The organism is Peribacillus sp. GL_122, from assembly GCF_057835005.1.
The window spans coordinates 3,060,575-3,081,744 of record NZ_CM174415.1 but is presented as its reverse complement, the minus strand read 5'-3'; the positions used below and the strand labels follow the sequence as shown (position 1 = coordinate 3,081,744).

The following is a 21,170-nucleotide window of genomic DNA, read 5'->3' as shown; positions in this document are numbered from 1 at the left end:
TGATATCCACCCAAACATGTTCCATGATCAATCAAATGGACATAATTGCCGGCTTCCTGTACTTCAATGTAAATGATTATGGTCCAATCTCGCGTATTGTCATTCTGAACTGAATTTGTATTTTTTAGAATGTGATTTAGGAGTACTTTTATGAATTCATCTGGGATATATACTAGTCCGAGGGGAACAAAAGGAGTGAAGGAACATCGCTAATTTACTGAGCACATAATCATTTACTTTGACTATGTCAATTAACTCCGTTATTTTTTTCCATTAAGCTGTATAGCCTTTGTTGTTCGATGATTTGTTTTTTTAAATCAAAATTTTCATCAATAACCTGTCTTGCACTTCTGGTATATCTCTTCCATACTCTTGGATGGTTCAGGAAATATTTTATACCTTGAGCCAATTTTATATCATCTTTCTCAGGAACAAGGTATCCTGTTTTTTTATGCTCAATCAATTCCGGGATTCCTCCATGAAAGGTGGAGATGACTGGTAAACCGCTTGCCATGGCTTCTTTTAATGCATTTGGGATTCCTTCTACATCGCCATCTTCGCCCGTTTCACTGGCAAGGCAAAAGAGATGGGAATCTCTTAATTCCTTAGAAATTTGGTTAGAATCCATTGGCCCCCTAAGAAAAACGTGTTCGTTTAATTGGTTTTCATCAATGAAAACTCTTAGCTTCTCTTCATCTTCACCTGTCCCAATGATGTGCAGTGTCGTTCTTGGGTATTCCTGATGAATCCGTTGAAAAGCCTTCAAAAGCGTAAAAAATCCTTTTTTCGCGACAAGCCTGGCTACAGACAAGATTCGAATTTCACCTCCCTTAGGTAGGGAACGTTGGACATATGGGTATAAATCTAAATCTAGACCGCCATATAATACATGTATTTTATCTTCTTTAAATCCTAATTTTTTTAATTCATCTGCAAGAAAATGGCAAACAGCAAAACAACCAGCTCCATGTTTTACTAAATTTTGATATCGGAGTACATTTTTGCGAAATCTCTTATATGTTTGAGTGGATGAATCACGTCCCCGAAAATGTACAATCAAAGGAATATCATACTCTAAAGCTATTGGTAAAATATCGGTGGAATGTTTCCCTTGATGAGCGTGAATCGCGACGACATTTTGCTCCTTAAGGAAGGTACCAAGGTCTTGAATTTCGTTCAAATTATAATAATGTTCAAACTGAAATTGAACATTGTCGCTATTTGGGTAAGGTCCTATTACAATAGGCCGATATTGATCCAACATAATGATCTGATTGTACATAAATCCTTGATTTATTTTAATAGGCTCTCTAATGTAAAAAGCGATTGTCTTCACTATTTCAATCCCTTCCTTCCCTCTAAAATCAAATTTTCGATAAAACTTTGAAATATTTGTCGATCTCGTTCAGTTAAATCTTTCGGAAAAGCGGACCATTTAAAAAATTGTACCTTTTGTATTTCTAAATCATCAGGTTTTAAATCTCCGCTGAGTATTTCTTTGGTCACGTAAGCAATATTGACTGGAAAGTATTCATCACCATTAGGAAGCTTCGTAAAATAGTCCTTCCCTGAAAAAACGCCAATTAATTGAAGGTTGCCAATGTTAATCCCTGTTTCCTCCAAAATTTCACGTCTGCATGCCTCTTCCGCAGATTCTCCTAATTCAATAAAGCCGCCTGGAAATTTCCACATATTATCGGATTGTACCATCAGAAAACGGCTGTTCTGATCGATAACCAAAACGGTGACCCCCGTAAGGATCAAAGCTCTAGTCCCAACGAGAGCACGTAAATCTTCAATGTATCCCATCACAAGTCTCCTTTCTGGTTTTTACTCTTTTATAGTAAATGCAAAATAGAAAAGATTCGAAACGGACAAGTACATATATTTGTATGTTTTTTGTAAATTTCTTAATTGTATGTGTATGAGCATAAGACACTGAAGAAATGCTGGGAAAAGATTTCCTTAAGAGAATTATGCACCAATTGCTAATAGGTCCTTCTCGTCCTTAAGAACCCAGTAAAAGAGGGTATGACTTAATTTTGTGAAAAAGTGTTATTTACCTAAAGCAACTAATCGATGATTTCATATTATAGGTTATGGTTATTAAAAAGAAGAAAAGAGGTGCAAGATTAGATGGATGATTTTAAATTAATAAAGGTTGAAAGAATAGAAAAGAACGGTAAAAAAGAACTTATTATTCATAATCCAACCACGTTAAAACTAATTGGGGAAGGAAGTCAAGGTGCAGTTTTTCAGCTTGATGAAGATCTTTGCGTAAAAATTTATGTCAATCCAAATGCAGCAACTAAAGAGGGGAAAGCACTTGAAGCAGCGAAAGAAACTCAAATTGTTCCGAGGTTATATGAAGTCGGACCAAACTATGTAATCATGGAATATTTAAAAGGTCCCAATTTAAGAGATTATTTGAAAAAAACGAAAGATATTCCCGAATCGTTTACAGAACAAATCATAATGATTCGAAAGGAACTAAAGAGAGTTGGATTTATTAGAATCAAGACCTCAATCGGACATTTTGTTGTAACAGAGGGGAATGTGCTGAAAGCAATCGATCATTCAGATGGTCTCACAATGAATGATCCATATAATCCGAAGATGTTTCGTGATCTAAAGAAATTGGGGTTATTGGATACATTCCTGGAACAAGCAAAGAAAATCGATCCTGAATCATATGAAGACTGGCAGAAAAATATCGATTTCAATGCGATATAGGAAACCTACCCGTTAGGATGACAATATGGGCAGATGGCTTCAGCAAAGGCTCTAACCGGTTCAAGTATGGCATACGTCAAAAAAATTTATGATGAATTCCTCACAAAACCAATTATGTTGTACAAGCAGGAAAATCTAAAAGAGTCGATTCCTTAACGTTGAACTGCACCCCAATTGTTAGACACAACTTACAATTGGAGGTGCAGTTTTTTTATGGCGAGATTTTCTTCAGAGAAAAAATACAGGCAGTAAGACAATATATAGATGGTAATGAGGGAGGAAAAACAATTGCTAAATCTATTGGTGTTCATCCGAGTTTACTCCATCAGTGGATTAAACAATTTGAACTTTTTGGTTTAGATGCTTTTGAAAAACGCTATACACCCTACCCCGCAAAGTTTAAACTAGATGTACTCAATTATATGAACGAACACGGGGCGTCCATCCATGAAAAAATAAGACATCAAGTACTCAAGTACCGGATGAAGGATCAATAGAGGCTTTACAGGCGGAGAATGAACGTTTACGTATGGAGAATGCCTATAGTTCAAAACAAGGAAAAATCACCAAACAAGACAAAGCACAAGTAGTCTATGAATTAAGGAATGCATTACCGGTGAAAGCACTTATACAGCTGGCAAACATTTATCGTAGCACGTATTACTATTGGGTAAAAAACTTCGGTCGTCCTAATCCAGATGCAGAACTGAAAGTATTGATTATCTGTTTTCGATGAACATGAGGGTCGGTTTGGTTACCGGTGTATTCGTGATGAATTTAAAAATCGCGGACACAAAGTAAACCACAAAAGGTACAGCGTATCATGAAAGAACTAGTGCTAAAATGTCTTGTCCGTATGAAAAAATACCGCTCTTACAAATGGACTGTGGACAAGATTACACGAAATATTTTAAATCGCAATTTCAAAGCTGAAAAACCAAATGAGAAATGGGTTACGGATATTACAGAGTTTAAATTATTTGGAGAAAAGCTATATTTATCGCCGATATTGGACTTATTTAATGGAGAAATCATTACGTATACAATCGGTTTATGACCAACACTAGTCACTCATATCAACGATGTTAGATCAAGCATTTGAACGGTTAACAGACGACGATACTCTCCTTATTCATTCAGATCAAGGCTGGCATTATCAAATGAAACAATACTGTAATGCCCTTAGGGAGCGTGGCATTACGCAAAGTATGTCTCGCAAAGGGGATTGTTACGATAAAATCTGTAATGGAAAATTTCTTTGGTATCATGAAATCGGAACTTCTTTGTCTAAAAGAATTTTAAAGTGTGGAACACTTTAAACAAGAACTAGCAAAATATATAGAATACTATAATCACAATCGAATCAAGGCAATATTAAAAGGCATGAGCCCGGTATACAATACCGAGCTCATGTCTAACAAGCTGCCTAACGAGATTACCTGTCTAACTTTATGGGGTCAGTTCACGTAAAGGAGTTCGACTTTTTAGGTTGGAATTCTCTTAGACTATAAAATTTTCGAAATTTACTCCCGTTCATAAAAGTACACGTTCGCGAACGGTGGCGTTTTTTCCTGAGACAGCCATTTTTAATGTTCGTAAAACTACGAACGTTTTGAATGCGTCATTTTTATTTTTTAATAATGAAAACGCTAAATGTTTTTAGTACATTGTTTCTTCTTCGGTAATACCCATGTAGCGTAGGGTGACAGAAGGATAGGAATGATGCAGGATCTGTTGCAGCATGGTAATATCCTTCGTGGCTTTGTAAAACCAATAGCCAAATGTCTTTCATAAGGTATGATTTCTGACATACTCCACGCCAGCAAACTCTGCAGCCTAATTTAACTGCCTGTAGGCCTGAGTTAGGCCTCCCTTTCTGGACGGGAATAAATAGTAGGGACTCTGGACGTTTTTGGCATAGCAACAGACCTCCTGAAAGCAATTCGCGATTTACATATCGCGGATTTTTTCATTTTTGCCTTCCTTGACCCGGAGATCTTGTTTTTTTTGCCTTTGAGTTCCAGGATCTGTTGCGTGGTTAGTCGGAGCAAGGTCCCCGACACGGAGGCCGGTTTCACAGTATTGCCCAATCCTGTTCTACAAATGTACATCCAGTGGTTTATCCAAACCGTTTACCGACCATTACACGAAAACCATGGTAACTCCATTGCATAAAAAGTGTAATGAAGTTTTTAATTTGGCACGTAACCGATAGGTTGCGAGGCTCGGCCACAGCCAGATTGGGATTCTTACATGTATAGCCTACTAGTCCCTGTTAAATAAAAAAAGGACTAATTGGGCTTCTAACTAGACCGAAAGTTGTCCTATTGCATATAAAGGATTAATGAATGACAAAAGGGAGGCAGCTTATGAAAATCCGAAAGGCTATTATTCCGGCCGCAGGCCTCGGAACCCGATTTTTGCCTGCAACAAAAGCTCAGGCTAAGGAAATGCTGCCGATTGTTGATAAACCAACGATTCAATATATTGTTGAAGAAGCAGTAGCTTCAGGTATAGAGGAAATTATTATCATAATCGGTAGAGGAAAAAGATCAATAGAGGATCATTTTGATAAATCCTATGAGTTGGAAGATGCACTTTTAAGAAAAAACCAGCTAGATATTTTAGAGGAAGTTCAGAAAATATCTAGTTTGGCAAATATCTATTATGTCCGCCAAAAGGAACCGATGGGGCTAGGACATGCAATTCTCTGTGCTAAAAGCTTCATTGGAAATGAACCTTTTGCTGTTTTGTTAGGGGATGACATCGTTATGTCTGAAACACCCTGTCTGAAACAAATCATCAGTGTTTTTGAGTATTGCAACAGTTCCGTCGTAGCTGTTCAGAATGTACCGGAAAAGGATGTCAGTAAATATGGAATTATTAAGCCAAAAGGGACAATGATTGAGCCTAACCTTTTTCATATTGATTCTTTGGTGGAAAAACCGAAAAGGGAAGAGGCTCCTTCCAGATATGCGATAATGGGGCGTTATGTTTTTAGACCTGAGATTTTTGAAACAATGTCAATGCTTCCGGTTGGACATGGTAATGAATTACAACTTACTGATGCCATAAATGAGCTAAATAAGCAGCAGGCAGTATTAGCATATAATTTTGAGGGAAACCGATATGATATTGGTGATAAAGTTGGATTTATTAAGGCAACAATAGACTTTGCTTTGCGCAGGGATGATATAAGAGACGAGGTACTTTCCTATTTAAGGGATGTAAATAAGAAAGAAAACCTTCAGATTATAAAGAGAGAGCTTGAATAATATGAAAATTGCTGTTTTGGGTACAGGTTATGTCGGGCTTTCCACTGGTGTTTGTTTGTCAGAAATAGGGCATAGTGTCATTTGTATCGATACAGATGACAAGAAAATTAAAAGTCTACGTCAAGGAATTTCTCCAATATATGAACCGGGTCTGGAGAATTTGCTTGCTCAAAATGCTGCAGCGGGTAGACTGCTATTTACAACATCTCATCGAGAAGCGCTAAATGGTGCCGAGATTATCATCATTGCCGTAGGAACACCGCAAATGGAGGATGGGGGAGCAGATTTATCGTATATTGTGCAAGCCGCGAAGGATATTGCTGCGAACCTAGTACAGAGTTCAGTAGTCGTTATAAAGAGTACTGTACCAGTTGGTACGAATGATTTTATTAAAAAAATTATGGAAGAACTTTGTAACAAAAGGATCACCTTCAATATGGTTTCAAATCCTGAATTTTTAAGACAAGGGTCAGCTGTTATGGATACGATGCAAGCAGATCGAATCATCATTGGTTCTGAAAATGACGAGGCGGCTAAGAAAGTACAAGAAATGTATCGTCCGTTAAATGTACCATTTATATTAACAAGTATTAGAAGTGCGGAAATGATTAAGTATGCTTCTAATGCCTTTTTGGCGACTAAGATTAGCTTTATCAATGAAGTTGCCAATTTATGCGGAGTAGTAGGTGCAGATGTTAAAGATGTAGCAAAGGGAATGGGAAAAGATAAAAGGATTGGAGAAGCTTTTTTACAGCCCGGTATTGGTTATGGAGGATCTTGTTTTCCAAAGGATGTTAAAGCGTTGCTTCATACTGCCAAGTTAAATGGAGTACATTTTTCCTTGTTAAAAGAAACAGTAGCGATTAATGATTATCAGCAGGAACTCCTTGTAACGAAAGCGATAAATCGCTTGGGGGATTTAAAAGGGAAAAAGGTTGCAATGCTTGGTCTTGCTTTCAAGCCAGAGACAGACGATATGAGGGAAGCACCATCAATAAAAATTGCGCGTTCATTAACCAAACTTGGAGCAGAAGTGGTAGCTTATGATCCGGTTGCAATAAATAATGCGAAGAACATATTAGGGGATACAATTAGATTTGCCAGCTCAGTTCGCGAAGCGACAGTGGATGCGGATGCTGTATTTATTGTTACCGAATGGAATGAGTTTAGACATTTAGATCTGGAGACATTGATGAACACAATGAAACAACCGATTGTTTTTGATGGTAGAAATTGTCTTGAAGAAAATCGAATCAGAGCTTGCAAGAAAATTGAATATTATCCAATAGGAAGGCCAGCAATTGTTATTGGTATGACATAAAACGAAACTTTTTCTAACACTTTATTAACGAGAACATGATTTTTTAAAGCCATATATTAGGTTAACTTAACCATTCAAAGAGGGAGTTGTTATTCTATAGGCGGGCAAACTGGCAATGCAGCACCTTTGATATAGTTCTTAGGTGCTTTTTTTTTATTTCTTTAAATAAAAGAAAAATCTTCATCGACCATTAGAACCATAGAAAAACGTCAATTATTAGTATCATTGTTTGCAAATACTCTTGTGTCATAGCACTTACTTAACTCACCTTTACATTAAGTAAACGCATACTCACTGCCATTTAGCTTTACTGTATGTTATTAGTCCATGCGTACTTATAGAGTCCTGCATAATATACTTGAAAAGGTCCAGGAAATTTGCTTACTATGCTAGAAAGGAGAACATTAATTTGCACACAGTTATGCATTTGAATTTAAGAGTTGATCAGACCCAATATATCCCACAGATTCGAGAAGTTCCTGATTATGATTATATTCATATGGTACGACAACCTAAATATATGATAGATCTTTCCCTTTTGAATGAGAAAGTTCATTATCTCAATGAAATTTTCTCACCAAAAGAATATGTGAAAAGAAATGATATCTCCCTCTTACATGCTCACCATGGTCAATTAGGGATGTTATTACTTCCTTTTAAAGAAGGAACAAACCTTCCGTTGGTAACAAGTATTCGAGGCAGGGATGCAACCCTAGCTAATCAGCCCATTGGCTATCTAGATAACATGAAAATGCTATTTGATCGAGGTGAGCGTTTTTTTCCAGTTTGTCAGTATTTAGCAGATAGGTTAATTGCTTGGGGTTGTCCATCAGAAAAAATTAGAGTGTTATATGGTGGCGTTGACCTTAACGAATTCAAATACCGGACTCCACATAAAGGGGGCTCTCAAAACATTTTATCCATCGGTAGGTTGGTGGAAAAAAAAGGACATCACATCTTAATGCAAGCTTTTCAAAAAATCAAAGATAAATTTCCAAATGCAACCCTGACGATCATCGGAAGAGGGGAGCTTGAAGAATATCTCATTTCTTTGGCAAATCAACTTAATTTAGGAGACTCTTTTCATTTATTAAATCATCTACCTAAAGATCAAGTACGAGAACAATTGACCAATGCAGATTTATTTTGCGCCGCGAGCCTAGAAGCCGCCGATGGAGATGTAGAAGGTATACCTAATACATTAAAAGAAGCTATGGCGATTGGGGTACCAGTGATTTCGACCAATCATGCCGGCATCCCTGAATTAATAACAAATAACAAAGAGGGTGTTTTAGTACAAGAAAATAATGTAGATGAACTGGCAGATGCTCTTGAATTTATGCTAACTAACAGAGAATTATGGGAAACATATACAGTAGTGGCTCGTCAAAAAATCGAACAAAACTTTAACCTCGTCCAACAGCTTCAACAACAAGCTGAATTTTATGATGAACTTTTAGCCCCTTATAAAGTAAGTAAACAAAATTCAGTAACACCTCGCCAAATAGATAAAAAAACCCTTAAGGAGACTACAAAGCCTCAACAGCAAGATAAGTATGATGGCGAAACAATAGCGCCTAGAAAAAAAGCCGGTTTAGCCAGAAAAGCCCTTATTTATATGCAACAGCATCAAGAGCATCAAGAGCATCAAGAGCATCAAGAGCATCAAAAGCATCAAGAGCATCGAGAGCTTCAACAGCTTCAACAGCTTCCACGGCTTCAACAGCTTCAGCAGCTTCAACAGCTTCAACAGCTTCCACAGCTTCCACAGCTTCAACAGCTTTCACAGCTTCCAAAGCTTCAGCAGCTTCAGCAGCTTAAGCAGCTTAAGCAGCAGACTAAAGATAAAGTCAAAGATAAACATGAAGCATCTAATAAAAAAGACAAAAAAGCAAAGATTCAACAAAAGACTAAAGGAAATGAGGAAACAATAGCATCTCGTAAAAATAAAAATAAGGCTCAAAAATCCGAAAAAGTTAAAAAAGCCCTTAATAAAATTCAACAGTTTCAACAGAAGTCGATGGATGAGCAGTTAGGAGGAGATCATGGAGAATTTTAAAACCATTACTGTAACCAAAGGTGAAAAATCTTTGGAAATTCATAATCCCACAACCTATTCGCTGATTGGAATGGGTGCTCAAGGTGCAGTATTTAAACTTTCAGAAGATAAATGTGTAAAAATCTATTCAGACCCGGTACAAGCGAAAATGGAGGATGAAGCTCTTAATGCTGGAAAAAATCTACCCTTTATGCCTTTGGTATATGATACAGGACCAAACTATATAGTCATGGAATATTTTAATGCTCCAACCTTAAAAGAATACCTGAGAAATTGTACGTATATCCCTGATTCTATAGTAAAGAAACTTCTCTATATATTAAGGGAATTAAAACAAGCAAAATTCACCATGATAGATGCTCCCCTACGCCATATTTTTGTCGTTGGGAATGAGGAACTTAAGGTGATTGACCATGTAAATTCCTTTAAAAGAATGCATCCTGTACCATTAAAATTATTAAGAGATTTAAAAATAATCCTTTTAAAGGATTCGTTCTTAGCCCAAGTGAAAAAGCTCGAACCGGACACCTTCAATGAGTGGGAGGATTATTTCAATCAAAATAGTTTGGACTTTAGAAACATTCCCGTCCTCTCAGGAGGGTCAGGGAATGGAGTAAAAGTGGATAGCGCTATAACACAAACACTCATTGGAAAAGGGCATCAAGGTGCTGTTTATCGAGTGTCTGAAGACACATGCGTAAAACTTTACGGAAAAACTGAACATGCAAATCAGGAAAAAATGGTTCTTTTATCAAGTCAAGACTTGCCTTTTATCCCGAAAGTCTTTGAAACAGGACCAAATTATATTTTAATGGAATATCTATTAGGACCAGATTTAAATACGTTTCTTAAAAAACAATCTGTACTTTCTGAGGACATAACAAAACGTTTACTCTATATATTAAAAACAATGGAAAAATCAGGTTTTAAGCAAATTGATGCCCCATTACGGCATATTATTATAACCAGGAATGGTTTTAAATTAGTCGACCATGTGTACTCGTTTTCACGTGAACAAAAAAGACCTCTCGAGTTATTTAAAGACCTGCGAGAAAGAAATTTTTTAGATTCTTTTCTAAAACAAGTGAAGGCGATAGACCCTGGTACGTATGCTGAATGGACAAAAACACCAATCCCATTAGATGAAAATGAAAATACGCTTATGTAACTGAATCAACTGAATCCTAACGAAAAAATTAAAAAGGTATTACTCCTAATTTTTGAAGTTTTAGTTATCACAAAAATGAGCATATCAAAATCTATGGTGATTTTGCATTCAACGGTTTCCGAGATCGTTTTAGCTTAAACTTCATTCGTAGGTGCTAGTTCACAGCGGGTATAAGAGTGGAAAACTCATAAGGCTTAAAGCGAAAAAGGATATCATGTCATTGGTGGATTACGAATAAAACGTAAGTCTCTCCCCCATGAAGATTTTGAGTTTGCTTCCTCTTTATATCCGTCATCATGAACACTGTTCTGTTATTGTAAAGGATCGAAAGTATCAATATATATAAATACGGATGCTTACTCAGTGTTCCAGAAAGGTGTCAAAATCCTATTGTATAGAAAGGATTGAAATCAATACTATGAACATTATAGTAACAGGGGCTGCAGGTTTCATTGGTTTCCATTTAACAAAACGTTTGTTAGCCCAAGATATCAATGTTATAGGAGTAGACAATATTAATGATTATTATGATGTCTCTTTAAAGAACAATCGACTCAAGATATTAGAAGAAAACCCTGATTTCGAATTCCATAAAATGGATTTATTGAATAAAGAAAAATTAAATCAATTATTTAAAGACAGAACCATTGATATAGTCATCAACTTAGCAGCTCAGGCTGGAGTACGTTATAGCATAGACAACCCGGATTCTTATGTTAATTCCAACCTAGTTGGGTTTGTAAATATCTTAGAGGTCTGTCGACAAAATAATGTAAAGCACTTAATTTATGCATCCTCAAGTTCTGTATATGGAGCAAATATTAATATCCCCTTCTCAACCAAAGACCCAGTGGATCATCCAGTAAGTTTATATGCTGCCACTAAAAAGTCTAATGAATTAATGGCTCATACTTATAGTCATTTATATAATATTCCAACTACTGGACTCCGTTTCTTTACGGTGTATGGTCCATGGGGGAGACCTGATATGGCTTATTACTCTTTTACTAAAAATATTATTGAAGAGAATACAATAAAGGTTTTTAATAATGGGAATATGAGAAGAGACTTTACTTATATTGATGATATTGTTGAAGGAATAATCCGATTACTTGATAAACCACCGGTTTGTAATATTGGATGGGATAGAGCTAATCCTGATTCAAGTTCAAGTTATGCCCCATACAAAATTTATAATATCGGTAACAATAAGCCCATAAAATTAATGGATTTCATTAACACATTAGAGAAACTAATTGGCAAAAAGGCAAAAATAGAATTCTTACCAATGCAACAGGGAGATGTTAAGGAGACATATGCAGATATTGCCGATTTGCATGCTGATGTGGGGTTCTATCCTTCAACAACAATAGAAGAAGGTTTAACTCATTTTGTAAATTGGTACAATAAGTACAATAAATAAGGAAAAAAGAAGTAGTGAATTTTACTAAGTGGGATATTAGTGGATAAAAAATAATGATGGAATCTCTGCTTCAGTCAGTAAGATTAAAAAATATCAATCACGTCAACTTTGTTAATGATAACAAAAGAGGAGGTAATGAATCTAGTTTCCAATGACCAAATATTTCAAGTGTTTTTACTTCCTTTGGGCATTTTTAGATGGAGGTGCCAACATTAAAACTGCCCGGGTCTCTCTTGGATTTTGGCGCGATATCATTAATGACTCAGTATGGTAATAACTTCCCGTGATAAAGCCAGTAATAATTTGTTTAAAAAGATAATTACTCTGTTAGGAAATTGAATTAGTTCAGGTTACCGTGTATGATCCTACTTTGGAATCTGTTTGGCTAAGTCTAAAGAATACTTTCCAAAGGGTTTTCAAGTTTTACGGCGCTCAGCATACTGCTCTTGAGCTTCCTAGCTGTTATATTATATATAGCGCTTATATTTATGGATACTCACGCTCAAAACAGGAATGATGACGATTAAGAACAGCACTAATTTCCTCTTGTAGAATGCCCTAGTGTATGGAGCACTTCTAGTTGTCCACGCTCAAATGTGGTAAGTTCATACTCGTCCTCCATGTAAAAAGTTGTGTGGTAACTTCTATTTTACAAGAGGCAAGTAGGGCTTTTTTTCTAGGTGTCGCATTTAAGTCTGCAATTCATATAATCTAAAAAAAGCAAGCCACAGTAAAAACCAGTTATGTTAGCTTGCATAAACACGATGATTAAAGTAGCTTTTTATGATTTTATGCGTGTTAACGGCAGTTCTCTTATAATTTCTCCTAAAGCATTTTTCCCGGTCACAGATGCGAGGACATCGTCTTTGCGTAGCTCAATTTGAATTTCAAAACGGTTTAATTCAGATACGTCTAATTCAGAAGTGTAACCATATTGTTCCTCTACTTCACCCTTATACCGTCCTACTCTGGTTTTTAGACCATCTACATCGTAGACTTCTATTATTATTCCGGTACTCTTTCTTTCATTATTATTTAGAATGTTTACTACGAGAGTATAAAAAAGCTTGTCCAACGTAAATGATGGGTCTAAGGAACCGTCACCATTCATGTTTTCAACAGGACCTGTTGAGTATAGTACTGACATATCTTAATCCCCTTTTTTTAGCAAAAATTTGACTTTCATCAATTATTTATATGAAATAATTGGAATGATTGTTATGGATAAATAGTGGAATTTGAGAAAAATGGTTAATATTTATATAGATTAAGTTAAGCAAGATTAAATCTATATGGTTTTCTTACACTGTTTGTCCTCTAAAAGTTTTATTACTTGAGCTGGAACACCATAAGCCAAGCTGAAGTCTGGTATGTTTTTTACTACCACAGAACCTATCCCGATTATACAGCCTTTTCCTATTTTTACATGTGGTGCCACAGAAACCCCAGTTCCTATTTCAGTTTTTGTTCCAACTGAAACATGACCTGCTAAACGGGAACCTGGTCCAATATTTACAAAATCACCTATCATACAATCGTGATCAATGCTTGCAGAGGTATTGATAATACAGCCTCTACCAATTCTTGTAGACGCATTAACTACTGCACCTGCATTTACAAAGGTACCTTCATCTATAGTTGCAGAAGGGCTAACAATAGAGTTCTTGTGAATAATAGAAGAAATGATTAGTTTTTTTTGTTCTAACTGTTCTAGCTTTTTTTCCCTGATGGAAATATCTCCAATCGCTACATGCCAACTATCAATAGTATTTTCATGCAAATGAATCATTTTTTCTTCATCTAATACGATCGGATATGGAAGGAAAAAGGGATGATTAGGAAGTGCTTTTGAAAAACAAGTAACCTGAACATAATGACCGAAGGATTTAATGGCTTCAAGAACTACTTTGCTGTGACCTCCTGTCCCGATTATTCCCCACTTCATGTTCGGTCAAGATCCTTGAGTATTTGGAGAACTTCCTTCTGAGTAATTAGATTAACTTTATCTGATCGATAATCAGATAAGTATAATTTTTTGAATAGGGTTGTATCGGGGGAGTTAGGCGAAATTACATACATCTCTTCGTTTTCATACAAATTTTCAAGTTCCGATTCCAGTACCAATTCTTCGTATAATTTTTCTCCTTGTCTTATTCCAATAATTTGCACTTCAGGTTCTTTTACCTGTTTTTGTTTTGAATACTCTTTTAAACCAACTACTAGATCTGAAAGCATTAAAGCTTTCATTTTAAGAATGTATATTTCTTCGCCCTCAGCATAAGCGCCTGCCTTAATAGTAAGTAGAACTGCTTCTTTGATAGACATAAAAAAACGTGTCATTCCAAGGTCGGTAATGGTCAAGGGCTCTTGATTCATAAGCTGTTCAAATAGGAGAGGAAAGACAGAACCGCGTGAGCCGAGAACATTCCCAAAACGAACAGAAGAGAACTTTGTATGGTGATTATTTAATTTTAAATTAGCCTGCTTAAATAATTTTTCTGCTAAAAGTTTTGTTACCCCCATGGTGTTTGTCGGGTTGACTGCCTTATCAGTACTAATATTTATAACTTTCTTTACTCCATTATTTATGGCAGCTTCAATAATATTTAGACTCCCTAAAAGGTTTGTTTTTATGGCCTCATCTGGATTTTCTTCGCATATAGGTACCTGTTTCAATGCAGCAGTATGAAAAATATAATCTACCCCACGTGATACATATTCCACTCTCTGGAAATCGCGAATATCCCCTAGTATATAATAAATGTTATTAAATTCTTTCATTCTTTTTTTCATTAAATATTGTTTGCTATCGTCTTTACTATAAATAATGATTTTTTTAGGAGAATATTTGACTAGTTCCATTACAATTTGACTGCCAATTGAACCAGTGCCGCCAGTAATGAGAATGACTTTATCTTGATAATGATCATATAGATCAGGATTAATATTTAAAAAAGAACCCTGCAAAATATAAAACCTCCTAATTAATAAGAATTGGTAAAAATTATCATTAATCATATTATGTAGATCTATAACAAAAGGCGTTAGTGAATTCAAACATTTTACAAGTAAAACTAGAAAAGATTTGGAAAGCTCCTTTTAATTGAAGAATAATGTTGGAATGATAATATTTTCCTTGGGTAAAGTATTTTATGAGAAATATCGAATGGAGGCAAAGCATGGGAATGCGCCTTTTATTGATAGGCTAGGTTTTTGGTGTGAACAGAAATTCCTTATCTTAATATAATAAAAAGACTTCGGTTTTACGTTAAGTACAAAACTCATAAAGGGTTGAATGACTAGAGTAAAAGCATAGCCAATAGCCCCTTAAATAAAAACCATCGGGATCTGAGTGATTTTTAGAGGTTGAATCCAAAAAGAATATTTTAGAATAAGCCCTTATTTAGAATAGAAAGGAGAATGTATGTGCAAATTCCATTATCTAAGCCTGATATAACTCACATAGAAAAGACATATGTAATGGATGTTTTGAATACAGGGGAATTAAGTTTAGGGAACAAAATTATCGAGTTTGAGCGGAAATTCCAAGATTTATTAAACGTTTCCTATGCAGTAGGAATGAATAGTGGTACTAGTGCTCTGCATGTTGCAGTTAAGGCATTGGGACTAAAGGAAGGTGATGAGGTTATTACGTCACCGTATAGTTTTGTGGCTTCAAGTAATTGTTTACTCTATGAAGGAGTAAAGCCTGTTTTCGTGGATGTTCATCCTGATACAACCGTTATGGATGAAAGTTTAATAGAAAAAGCAATTACTGATAAAACAAAAGCCATTTTAGTTGTCCATATATTCGGTCACCCTTGCAATATGGATGAAATTGTTAAAGTAGCCAAAAAATATAATTTAAGGATCATTGAGGATGCTTGTGAAGCAATCGGGGCTACCTGGAATGGCAGGCTTGCCGGAACCTTTGGAGATGTAAGTGTATTTGCCTTTTACCCTAACAAACAAATAACAACGGGTGAGGGAGGAATGTTAGTTACGAATGATGAACAAATATATAACATGGCAGCCAGTCTACGAAATCAGGGTAGAAGCATAAGCAATGAATGGTTAAGCCATGAAAGGCTCGGATACAATTATAGACTTTCAGATATCCATGCGGCTATAGGTGTTGCCCAAATGGAAAGACTTCCAGAAATCTTAAAAAAACGAGAGAAGGTTGCCGAACAATACCATAAGCTCATAAATGAATACCAAGTTCCAGTGATGTACTTAAAAAATCATCAACATGCAACGATTAGCTGGTTTGTGTATCCTGTATTGCTTCCTGAATATACGAATCGAGATAAAGTGTTGGAAGAGCTTCTTAAAAAGGGCATTCAGTCAAAACCATATTTCCCATCGATACATTTACAACCTTTTTATAAAGATCTTTTTCAAACAAATGAAGGTGATTTTCCAGTCTGTGAAATGTTGGCAAAACGATCTCTGGCAATTCCGTTTTTTAATGATTTAAGTGAAAAAGAACAAAAATATGTTATGACAACTCTGTTAGATATATTAACGAGGGATACTCAATGAAACTAGAATTAAAGCATATATTGATTGACCGTAACAGTCCAACATTCATTATTGCTGAAATCGGAGTAAATCATAATGGGTCTTTAGAATTGGCTAAAAAATTAGTGGATGCGGCCATTGATGCAGGTGCAGATGCCGTGAAATTTCAAATGTTTGACACCGAAGAATTGACAACAAGACAAGCGGATTTAGTGCAGTATCAAAAAAAGACGAAGGAAAAAAACCAGTATGACATGTTAAAGAAATTAGAGCTATCATCTGTTGAATTCATAGATCTAAAAAAATACTGTGACAAGAAAAATATTATTTTTTTAGCAACTCCTTTTGATTTGAAGAGTGTTGATTTTTTAAACGATTTGGATATGTCCGCTTTTAAAGTGGGAAGCGGAGACCTTACGAACTACCCCCTCTTAAAACGTATTGTTGAAACAGATAAACCAATTATTCTTTCTACGGGAATGTCTTTAATATCCGAAATTGACCAAACTATCGCCTATTTAAGGGGATTAAAAGAAAACTTACAAATTAGTATTCTCCATTGTACCTCCAGTTATCCAACTCCCGAGCAACAAATCAATTTAAAAGTCATTAACGATTACTTAAATAGATATCCTTATGTGATCGGCTACTCGGACCACTCAATCGGGACCCATATTCCTATTGCTGCGACTGCTTTGGGTGCAAGGATTCTCGAAAAGCATATTACCCTAGACAATACATTGCCAGGCCCGGATCATTTAGCTTCTATTGATATAAAGGGATTCAAGGAAATGGTTCAATTAGTGAGATTAACGGAATTATCCCTTGGTTCCGAACAAAAGCAGTTAACGGCAAATGAAAAAGGAGTGAAACCTTTAGTAAGGAGGAGCCTTTATTTAAAATCAAATGTCCCCATCGGAACCATTATTTCAGAAAATGATCTTATCGCTCTTCGACCGTTAGCTGGAATAGAGGCAAATGAATTTGAAAAAGTAATCGGGAAAGTCTTAAGAGTTCCAAAAAAGAAACATGAACCTTTATCGTGGACTGATTTCAATGACTAAAAAAGAAGTTCTTTGTGTTACTGGTTCAAGAGCAGACTACGGAATCTATCGGCCCTTATTGCTTAAACTGGAGGAAAATTCAGAATTCAATCTCTCCCTTATCGTAACGGGAATGCATTTGTTGGGTGAGTATGGGGAGACCATTCAAGAGATTAAAAAAGATCATCTAAGGATTTCAGCAACTCCTTCGATTTTAGTGAAAGGTGATAATAAGGCTTCCATGTCCCAATCGTTAGGGTTAGGAATCTTATACTTTACTGAGATTTTCAGGGTAAATAACCCCGACTTCTTATTAGTTTTAGGAGATAGAGGGGAAATGCTTGCTGCTGCCATCACTGCTCATTATTTGAATATCCCGATTGTTCATTTTCATGGAGGGGAAGTGAGCGGATCGGCTGATGATTCCATTCGTCATGCGATCACAAAATTAGCACATCTTCATTTTGCTTCTACTGAAAAATCATACAGGACCTTACTCCGATTAGGTGAGGAAGACTGGCGGATACACGTGATAGGCAGCCTTCGAAAAACTGAAATTAATCAGGTGAAAAATCAGTCCATTTCTGAAAATGAGTTGTTAAGGAAAAAATATTCTATTCAATCTAATAAAAATCTCCTGATAGTGGCTTTTCATCCAGATTCCCGTGATGCTGTCCCTGTTGAAAAACAAGTGGAGACTCTACTTTTTTCATTAAAACCAATTTGTCATGAACAATTAATCTTTATTGGGGCAAATAGTGACGCTGGAGGGGATTTCTTTAATCAAAAAATAAAGGAATTTTGCCACTTTAATAAAGCTGCAACATCTTTTTATCATTCAATACCGCAAGAGGATTATTTGTTTCTTTTAAGTCAAGCGAATGTATTGGTTGGCAATTCCAGTAGCGGATTGATAGAAGCCCCCTTTTTTAATCTCCCGTATGTCTTAATAGGAAATCGGCAAAAGGGAAGAGAACGGGGGAGTAATGTAGTAGAGACTCCCTATAATGAGGTACAAATTATCGAAGCAATAAAAACGGTTTTGCTAACGGAAAAGAGAATTAGTTCAAATCCATATGATACTGTAAAATGTCCGGAAACTCAGGTTATTAAGGTGTTAAAAGAAATGACAATTGATAAATGGATGTTAATCAATAAAAGTTTTAATAAATAAAACAAGTGGGGGTGAACAAGATTGTATAAAGGCAAAAAAATTATTGCTTTAGTACCAGCAAGAGGAGGAAGCAAAGCCGTTCCTTATAAAAATATAAAACTTCTTTGTCAAAAGCCCCTTATTGCTTGGACCCTTGACCTAGTAAAGGAAATTCCTGAAATCGATAAAGTAGTCGTATCAACTGATGATATAAATATTTCGATCATTTCCCAACATTTTGGTGCTGATGTCATAAAGAGGCCTGAACATATATCAGGGGATCACGCTTTGGCGATTGATGTAGTTAAGCATACAATTGATGTAATAAATGAACAAAAGGAGATCTATGATATTATGCTCTATTTGCAACCGACCTCTCCTCTTCGCTCCAAAGAAGATATTTATGATTGTTTAGATCTTCTTATTGAAAATAATCAAGGTTACAGAGCAGTTGCGACTTTTTCAGAAGCTGAATTAAACCCAATAAGAGCGTGGGTTTTTGAGGATACAAGTCCCATAACTTTCATAGAAAAGGCAAATCCCTTTTTGCCACGACAAAAGCTTCCGAAAGCTTACCAACTTAATGGTGCTGTTTATTCGTTTTATCTAAATGAGATAAATGATGAAAATGAACAATTTCTTGGTAACCATCCTGGGGGAATCATTATTCCGAAAGAAAGAGCGGTTGATATTGATGAAGAAATGGACTTTTTAATAGCAGAGATGCTTATAGAAAAGAGATTAAATGATCAATAAGGAACGTTGAACTTTTGATATGAGATTTGAATAGAAATTTCACTTATTAGCGGGAGGTTTATAATGTACGGTGAAAATGAGGTGAATGATTATCATCTAGTGAAGTATTCTTTACTGTATGATTTTTTTAACAGTTTTTCTTCAATTGAAATTTCAGGTTTGCCTTTACCTCAATGTTTAGCAGCACAATTTTTAGTCCATATCCAACCATTCGTTGATAAGAACAGGGTAAATCAAAGCCTCATTAAACAGTTGCATAAGCAACAAAAATTTCACACAATGGGGGATGTTAATGAAAAACTTGTAGCTTTCGAAAATATATCTCAGGTAACTATTCAAAAAAATCAGAAGTCTATACTCCTCTCGAACGATTATTATGCTTTCGCGACTGATCAACTAAAAGATTACGAAGTCACATTATTTGCTGTTGCCGATAATGAACTGCATGATAATCTACCGAATCATTTTGAAAATTACCTATTTAGGGAGGAATTTTTAAAAACTAATAACCAGGAAGTTAAACAACAACAAGTACTCCTGAAAAAACAGGTGGATGATAGGTTAAAGGGTATGCCACAACATTATTACTTCAGTAAACCATCATTTTACCAATGGGTTTCAAAATCCTGTGGTGGCATTATTAGATGGGTTTATATTTTAAATCGGTTAATTTTGAAAACGAGACCATCTGTAATCATCATACCTTCAGAAGCAAGCCCTTTTGGCTCAATACTTGGGCTTCTCTCAAAAAAGTACCAAATACCAATTATCTTTATGCCAATTACCGCAATTGGAGACCGGTCCATCATTCCTTCGAGAGCCGATTATTATTTTGCGTGGGGGGGATATCAAAAAAAGTGGTTTATGGAGCGAAAGATTAGAGAAGATAAAATTATGGTTACTGGAAATGTGAAGTTCTATTATGAACAGAAATATACTGCTAGCTTTAAAGAAACATTTTGTGGGAAATTCAATATTCCAAGCAATCATTATATTCTAGGTTTTACAACTCAACCACATCAATCCAATGATAAGCTTGAAAAATGGATAGAAGAAATACCAAATAATCTTCCGATAACAATAATAGTTAAAAAACACAGGCTAGATCAATACAAATACCCGTCGATAAACAAAAAAAGCAATGTGAGAATCCTATCTAGTCATTATCCATTATATGACTTTTTGTACAACATAAATGGTTTAATGACTATTGCATCGACTACTGCATTTGAAGCTGCACTATTAGGTAAACCTCTCTTAATCCTTCAACCTATTATTCCCTATAATTATGTATTAAGTAACAATCAAAACAATGCCTTCTTTTCCCAAGCTAAAGCAGGAGAAGTTATAGAAAGTGCTAAAGATTTAATACAGGTTGTAACAAAAATAACGACTGATCCAAGTTTTATAGATGATTTAAAGAGGAAAGGAAATAAATTTCTTGCAGAGGCGCATATACCTGTGGATCAGACTCCTATTTTAGCAAAAAAAAAAATAGAAGAAATTATTTTGAAACATTTATAAAGTGTTTGTCGAATTTTGATGTGATTTTTGATAAAGGCAAAAAGTGAACTATTTTTCATAGAAATGAGGGGGAGAAATAAACACTCTTATCCAAAGTTTTTTGGTAAATACACGCGTGAAAATAGGTGTTCATAACAACCTTCATCCAAGCTTGTATTAAGTACTTCCTGCTCATTAATTAAAGCATCTTA

Annotated in this window: 16 protein-coding genes and 1 pseudogene; 12 read left to right on the top strand and 5 right to left on the bottom strand. The window is 35.6% G+C overall.

Translation table 11 applies throughout. The features are described 5' to 3' along the window. Positions 1-247 precede the first annotated feature (247 nt). Positions 248-1,336, bottom strand: a complete 1,089-nt coding sequence (locus AC3ISB_RS14800) for a glycosyltransferase (protein ID WP_489273631.1) — start codon at positions 1,334-1,336, stop codon at positions 248-250. Beyond that, the gene (locus AC3ISB_RS14795) at positions 1,336-1,809 is read right to left on the bottom strand and encodes an NUDIX hydrolase (RefSeq protein ID WP_489273630.1); all 474 of its coding nucleotides are present in this window, start codon (positions 1,807-1,809) and stop codon (positions 1,336-1,338) included. The genes AC3ISB_RS14800 and AC3ISB_RS14795 overlap by 1 nt, the downstream gene beginning before the upstream one ends. Positions 1,810-2,136: 327 nt before the next feature. On the opposite strand from AC3ISB_RS14795, the gene AC3ISB_RS14790 reads away from it, so the two are divergent. From AC3ISB_RS14790 to AC3ISB_RS14760, 7 genes and pseudogenes are all read left to right on the top strand, one after another. After that, positions 2,137-2,733 carry a serine/threonine protein kinase gene (locus AC3ISB_RS14790; protein WP_144553412.1) on the top strand — a complete coding sequence of 199 codons (597 nt, stop codon included), beginning with the start codon at positions 2,137-2,139 and terminating at the stop codon, positions 2,731-2,733. A 213-nt stretch (positions 2,734-2,946) separates the two neighbouring features. Then, positions 2,947-4,151 (top strand): annotated as a pseudogene (locus tag AC3ISB_RS14785) (IS3 family transposase). Between the two features lie 951 nt (positions 4,152-5,102). Further along, positions 5,103-6,008 (top strand): UTP--glucose-1-phosphate uridylyltransferase GalU, encoded by a 906-nt coding sequence (gene galU / locus AC3ISB_RS14780; RefSeq protein ID WP_061463341.1) that lies wholly within the window; start codon positions 5,103-5,105, stop codon positions 6,006-6,008. Between the two features lies 1 nt (position 6,009). After that, a complete protein-coding gene (locus tag AC3ISB_RS14775) occupies positions 6,010-7,329 on the top strand; it encodes a UDP-glucose dehydrogenase family protein (protein ID WP_489276940.1) in 1,320 nt (439 codons plus the stop codon). Positions 7,330-7,738: 409 nt separating this feature from the next. After that, a complete protein-coding gene (locus tag AC3ISB_RS14770; protein ID WP_489273629.1) occupies positions 7,739-9,388 on the top strand; it encodes a glycosyltransferase in 1,650 nt (549 codons plus the stop codon). Further along, a complete protein-coding gene (locus tag AC3ISB_RS14765; protein ID WP_141994398.1) occupies positions 9,375-10,556 on the top strand; it encodes a hypothetical protein in 1,182 nt (393 codons plus the stop codon). Before AC3ISB_RS14770 ends, AC3ISB_RS14765 begins: the two co-directional genes overlap by 14 nt. A gap of 418 nt (positions 10,557-10,974) precedes the next feature. Next, positions 10,975-11,979, top strand: coding sequence for an NAD-dependent epimerase (locus tag AC3ISB_RS14760; protein ID WP_480339522.1), 1,005 nt, complete (start codon positions 10,975-10,977; stop codon positions 11,977-11,979). 781 nt (positions 11,980-12,760) lie between these two features. Here the strand turns inward: AC3ISB_RS14760 and AC3ISB_RS14755 are convergent. The 3 genes from AC3ISB_RS14755 to AC3ISB_RS14745 all read right to left on the bottom strand — a co-directional run bounded on the left by AC3ISB_RS14755 (position 12,761) and on the right by AC3ISB_RS14745 (position 14,946). Then, positions 12,761-13,126 (bottom strand): hypothetical protein, encoded by a 366-nt coding sequence (locus AC3ISB_RS14755; protein ID WP_098369580.1) that lies wholly within the window; start codon positions 13,124-13,126, stop codon positions 12,761-12,763. A 141-nt stretch (positions 13,127-13,267) separates the two neighbouring features. Then, complete coding sequence (locus AC3ISB_RS14750) at positions 13,268-13,924, bottom strand: acetyltransferase (protein WP_480339523.1); 657 nt, start codon at positions 13,922-13,924, stop codon at positions 13,268-13,270. Continuing rightward, the gene (locus tag AC3ISB_RS14745) at positions 13,921-14,946 is read right to left on the bottom strand and encodes an SDR family NAD(P)-dependent oxidoreductase (RefSeq protein ID WP_489273628.1); all 1,026 of its coding nucleotides are present in this window, start codon (positions 14,944-14,946) and stop codon (positions 13,921-13,923) included. Before AC3ISB_RS14745 ends, AC3ISB_RS14750 begins: the two co-directional genes overlap by 4 nt. Before the next feature lie 459 nt (positions 14,947-15,405). On the opposite strand from AC3ISB_RS14745, the gene AC3ISB_RS14740 reads away from it, so the two are divergent. The 5 genes from AC3ISB_RS14740 (at position 15,406) to AC3ISB_RS14720 (ending at position 20,979) form a co-directional block, all read left to right on the top strand. Beyond that, positions 15,406-16,524 (top strand): DegT/DnrJ/EryC1/StrS family aminotransferase, encoded by a 1,119-nt coding sequence (locus AC3ISB_RS14740; RefSeq protein WP_489273627.1) that lies wholly within the window; start codon positions 15,406-15,408, stop codon positions 16,522-16,524. Beyond that, positions 16,521-17,567, top strand: coding sequence for an N-acetylneuraminate synthase (gene neuB / locus AC3ISB_RS14735; protein ID WP_480339526.1), 1,047 nt, complete (start codon positions 16,521-16,523; stop codon positions 17,565-17,567). Before AC3ISB_RS14740 ends, neuB begins: the two co-directional genes overlap by 4 nt. Beyond that, positions 17,560-18,720 carry a UDP-N-acetylglucosamine 2-epimerase gene (gene neuC, locus AC3ISB_RS14730; protein ID WP_480339527.1) on the top strand — a complete coding sequence of 387 codons (1,161 nt, stop codon included), beginning with the start codon at positions 17,560-17,562 and terminating at the stop codon, positions 18,718-18,720. The genes neuB and neuC overlap by 8 nt, the downstream gene beginning before the upstream one ends. Before the next feature lie 21 nt (positions 18,721-18,741). Further along, positions 18,742-19,455, top strand: a complete 714-nt coding sequence (locus AC3ISB_RS14725) for an acylneuraminate cytidylyltransferase family protein (protein WP_480339528.1) — start codon at positions 18,742-18,744, stop codon at positions 19,453-19,455. Between the two features lie 63 nt (positions 19,456-19,518). Further along, complete coding sequence (locus tag AC3ISB_RS14720; RefSeq protein ID WP_480339529.1) at positions 19,519-20,979, top strand: hypothetical protein; 1,461 nt, start codon at positions 19,519-19,521, stop codon at positions 20,977-20,979. The last annotated feature ends 191 nt before the right edge of the window (positions 20,980-21,170 follow it).

What these genes read in the sequence shown, in the direction of transcription:
- AC3ISB_RS14765 (WP_141994398.1), top strand. Translation starts at nt 9,375, where the DNA reads ATGGAGAATTTTAAAACCATTACTGTAACCAAAGGTGAAAAATCTTTG.
- AC3ISB_RS14750 (WP_480339523.1), bottom strand. Translation starts at nt 13,924, where the DNA reads ATGAAGTGGGGAATAATCGGGACAGGAGGTCACAGCAAAGTAGTTCTT.
- AC3ISB_RS14795 (WP_489273630.1), bottom strand. Translation starts at nt 1,809, where the DNA reads ATGGGATACATTGAAGATTTACGTGCTCTCGTTGGGACTAGAGCTTTG.
- neuB (WP_480339526.1), top strand. Translation starts at nt 16,521, where the DNA reads ATGAAACTAGAATTAAAGCATATATTGATTGACCGTAACAGTCCAACA.
- AC3ISB_RS14720 (WP_480339529.1), top strand. Translation starts at nt 19,519, where the DNA reads ATGTACGGTGAAAATGAGGTGAATGATTATCATCTAGTGAAGTATTCT.
- AC3ISB_RS14760 (WP_480339522.1), top strand. Translation starts at nt 10,975, where the DNA reads ATGAACATTATAGTAACAGGGGCTGCAGGTTTCATTGGTTTCCATTTA.
- AC3ISB_RS14755 (WP_098369580.1), bottom strand. Translation starts at nt 13,126, where the DNA reads ATGTCAGTACTATACTCAACAGGTCCTGTTGAAAACATGAATGGTGAC.
- AC3ISB_RS14790 (WP_144553412.1), top strand. Translation starts at nt 2,137, where the DNA reads ATGGATGATTTTAAATTAATAAAGGTTGAAAGAATAGAAAAGAACGGT.
- galU (WP_061463341.1), top strand. Translation starts at nt 5,103, where the DNA reads ATGAAAATCCGAAAGGCTATTATTCCGGCCGCAGGCCTCGGAACCCGA.
- AC3ISB_RS14775 (WP_489276940.1), top strand. Translation starts at nt 6,010, where the DNA reads ATGAAAATTGCTGTTTTGGGTACAGGTTATGTCGGGCTTTCCACTGGT.
- neuC (WP_480339527.1), top strand. Translation starts at nt 17,560, where the DNA reads ATGACTAAAAAAGAAGTTCTTTGTGTTACTGGTTCAAGAGCAGACTAC.